This is a genomic window from Bacillus paranthracis (assembly GCF_001883995.1).
Lineage (GTDB): Bacteria > Bacillota > Bacilli > Bacillales > Bacillaceae_G > Bacillus_A > Bacillus_A paranthracis.
In genome coordinates, this window is record NZ_MACE01000037.1 from 1 (window position 1) to 4,057 (window position 4,057).

Genomic DNA, 4,057 nt, shown 5'->3' on the forward strand with positions numbered 1-4,057 from the left:
AAAAAAATAGTGACGCTATTCGCCACCAACGAATTATGCGCCACACAGACAGTGAAAAATGTTGCTCTAAATGAAAACATTGTCAGTATAAACAATGTTGTTGAACTCATTAGCAAAACTAAGTTAAAACAAATATTATAGACAGTATAACAAAAAAATTATATTTTATGTACTAGAATATAAAATACACAGTTGATATCGAAGAAGTGTTTTATAAAAACTATGTGGAATGAAAGGTGTTGCCCGAGGGGGTGACACCTTTTTTGCGTATGTGTCAACGGTAAGCGGACTGGATTGGTTCAGCGGTTTGTGCTGATCCAAGAAAGGAGCATTAAGGAGTTGATACGTTCACTACAACCAAACCCTCTTGTTGTTTTCCAAACCGTGCGTTTGGGAACGCCTACCGGCGAGGGATGGCCCCCTTGGGGGTATGGGGGGATTTTTAAAAGGTTTTTATTTAATTGACTTATTGGAATGACCGAATACAATACGGAAAACTTTTTGAAAAGGGGTGATAGATTATGATGTTTACAATTACAAAAAAATTTATTTTAGCGAAAGTTGAAGAGAAACAAAAATGTAATATGTACACGTTGTTAGATACTGAAAACCACAACAAATCGGTTCTCTTTGGAGCAAAAACAGAAGAGATATTCGAAGAGCTTAAGGTTGTTGAAATTGACATGAATGTGCGCATTCAAAATGAAAAATTCACTTTGTACAATAGTGAGAAAGTGTATAAAGATACGGCAACGATGTTTGTTACAGATATTCGCAAAGTGAAGTGATGCCAATGTTTACAGAGTCTGAATTAAAACATCTAGATGTTCCTATATTCTGTGATTATGAGTGTGTGAATGGTGATGATGAATTTGATGTGGACTGGTGGACAGTTACAGAATTAAGAGAATTATTTGGAATCCGTCTTACTGATCAGGAGAAGAAAAATAAAATCGTTGCATTTAAAACAACTGAGGCATTTCGTGGTTATGCAGCGGTGTATTGCAGAACAGAAATTCTTAATTACAGATTGATAGATAATGCGTAGCGCGTAGCTGTGTTTTTACTTGAGCGTTGTATGTGTGCTGAGTACGAAGTGAGTTCAGCTTCGCGACCAAACGAGCCTTCGTCCTCGGAACGCATCCGATGCCAAGTGGGAGGTGATGTGAGTGTTTGGAGAACCAAGTAGTATCCTTGAAATTGTTGTTAAAATACTAGTTTTGGGTGTATTACCTACTTTCATTCTAGTTAGAATGGTGTACCTAGATTTCAAAGAATCGCGAAGCCAACAGTCCTCGTCAGAACTTGACGAATCCATGAGTAAGCATCAAGAAGATTAGGGAAGCTTTGGGAGTCTTGACGAAGACTCTTTTAAACTCTCAAAATAATTTGCGGGAATTAGTCGGATATGGTAACGTTGAATCTGGGGTACAAATAAGCAAGGAGGTAATTGCAAATGCCTAAAAAAAAATCGGACAAGCCTTGGAGACAAAGAAAAGTTCGCGTTTCACATTTGGAAGATACGTTGATGCGTTTGTATGATTCCATGAAAGACCCGAAATCGAGATTAATCGTTCATAAGGAACTTGCTACTTTACGCGCAAAAGAGAAAGTTCTCTACGAAGAGAGAATGCGTGGTTGATTAAAAAAGAGAGAGATTGAGTGAAACGAAATCTCTTATTAACTTAACTAGTTCTTAGTAATATGTCTCTAGATGTCTATTTTCTTTTGAAAACAGCCTTGAGCCTTAGGGCGCCAAGGGCTACAAGCCGGCGCACTTTTTATACAAAGGAGCTGACAATAAACTTTGACTATACAAAAACATGAATGCGGAACTTATTCCGTGGCACTTGAAAACAAGCTAGACGGTAGACGGCAAGTACGTCTATCAAGATGCAACACGCTTGCGTGTGAAAGATGTCAAGCACAAGTGTTAAAGCAAATTGAGACAAATATAAAATACTACTCTCAAAAATATGATTTGCATTTTTTTAACACAATCACTTCAAAACAGGGATTCTCTGATTTGATGCAGTTGTTCAATAAAATCGTTGATAGAGTTCGCTATGAGTTTGATATTGAGAGAGAAATGCAGAAGAACAAAAGGACCAGAGAACAAGCTGAGAAGTGGCAACAAAAGAAGATAGCGCAAGCGGTTGAAAAGGATGTAAAAATTGAGCTGAAGAAGATATCACAGGGGTATGCGGTATATGAAGTAGCGAATGTTCAAGGTTTTTATTACAAGGGAGCCAAGATCTCTGAGAAACAAGAATTTAAAGAGACTTACGCAAAAGAAATACAGAAGAAGCAGAGAAGCATCTACAAGTCCATTTCAGAGAATAAAGGGCGATATAAGGGTTTACTATTAAAAGTTCAGAAAAACATCACTAGGAGGCTAGAATGGGGCTTAAACAAGAAGTTAGAGTATGTGTGCTCGGTCGAGCTTCATGAAAAGGGAGTAAGAAAAGGTGAACCACATTTTCATTTTCTAACAAACTTGTATATTCCTCACTACTTTTTTACAGAATTGACGGACAAACATAACAGCGTTTATGACAATAGTTTCATAGTCGAAGACGCAGAAAAGAAAAATAAGCTCGAATTTGGTGAGTTTGACTTGAATGTAAACTCGTTGGCAGCGTATGTAACCAAAGTCACGAAATACGTTACAAAGGACACAGTAGAGCGGTTTGAAGAGATGCAAGAGAAGGAAATCGAACAACCGTTTTTCTCTTCAAAAAATATTGCGTTATTTGGAGAAAAAGAAAAAGAATCAGAGTTTCAAATTATCAAGCGATTTAAAGTCCCAATCACGTCGAATTCGATTGATTACAATGGTGATATGTGTGATATAAATGAGTTTGTAAAACTACACTCAGCAACCGTGAAAAACCTTGATTCAATTCGTGTTCTCGAGATGGCTGAAAAATTTAATTTGAACGATGAAGTCAAATGGAATTTCATTATCAATCGCCGATTAAAACAGATTTCAAATCAAAAGACAAAATTGAATGTACAAGGTGTTCTTGTGGGTCTTGATGAACGACAAAAACAGGTTGTTCAATCTTTTGTTGAACGACCGATAACGCTGTTGGTAGGAAGAGCCGGCACGGGGAAATCCTACACGTTATCTGAGATTTTGGGTGTTATTCCGAAAACGGAATTGGATAAAACGCATATCGTGACATACACGGGAAAAGCATCAGCTAGAGTTAGAGAGTTGTTGGTTGAAAAAAACATAGAGGGTATAAAACCAGGGACAATACATAGATTATGTTCATCTGATTTTCAAGAGAATTTCTTACGAAATGAGCACAACATTATGGATGTTAAAAACCTGATTATCGATGAGGTCGGAATGATTCCGAGGCATATCCTAGCAAAGTTATTATTGGCAATTCCAACGACAACAAAAATCTTGTTTGCTGGTGATGATCGTCAGCTTCCGCCTGTCAATGATGTATCTGTTATTCCGGAATTAATCAAACTACCGTTTGTTAGTTCACATCAACTTGAAAAGGTTTATAGAAGCGGTGATGCAGTCATCGATTTGGCTCAAAATGTATTAAATTTTTCTGAAGAAATTCCTTTCAAACTGTACAACGAGAGTGAAGAGTTTCAACAGTTTATCGTTGAAACGATACGTTCAAAACCATACAAAGATTTTCAAATTCTCACTAACACGAAATCTATGAAAAACAAAATAAACAGTTGGATTCAAAAAGATAAAAAACAAATTGTGGATTGCTTTGGTGATTACAATTATGAAGTCGGGGATAAGGTTCTTATCACAAGAAATAACTCTATGAAACAAGTATCAAATGGGGATTCTGGAACAATTGTTAGCTTCGATAATGAAGGTGTAAACGTGGAAATTACGGATGGAAGAACGGTCTTTTACGAGTACAGAGAAACGGAGCAAATCGAACCAGCGTTTGCGATTACAGTGCATAAATCACAAGGTTCAGAGTATCAAGAAGTCATGGTTATTTTGGAAGATCAAAAGCAACTCAACACAAACAATTTGTTGTACACAGCGGTTACGAGGGCAAAAAAA

The 4,057-nt window shown here is 37.0% G+C and carries 4 protein-coding genes; all 4 read left to right on the top strand.

Annotated features, from left to right (window positions below):
• Window positions 1-521: 521 nt before the first annotated feature.
• Complete coding sequence (locus tag BAQ46_RS14590) at window positions 522-788, top strand: hypothetical protein (protein ID WP_071742073.1); 267 nt, start codon at window positions 522-524, stop codon at window positions 786-788.
• A complete protein-coding gene (locus tag BAQ46_RS14595) occupies window positions 788-1,048 on the top strand; it encodes a hypothetical protein (protein WP_071742074.1) in 261 nt (86 codons plus the stop codon). Before BAQ46_RS14590 ends, BAQ46_RS14595 begins: the two co-directional genes overlap by 1 nt.
• A 408-nt stretch (window positions 1,049-1,456) precedes the next feature.
• Window positions 1,457-1,642, top strand: a complete 186-nt coding sequence (locus BAQ46_RS14600) for a hypothetical protein (protein WP_071742075.1) — start codon at window positions 1,457-1,459, stop codon at window positions 1,640-1,642.
• Window positions 1,643-1,930: 288 nt separating this feature from the next.
• On the top strand, window positions 1,931-4,057 hold a 2,127-nt coding region (locus BAQ46_RS14605), incomplete at its 3' end, for an ATP-dependent DNA helicase (RefSeq protein ID WP_211275845.1).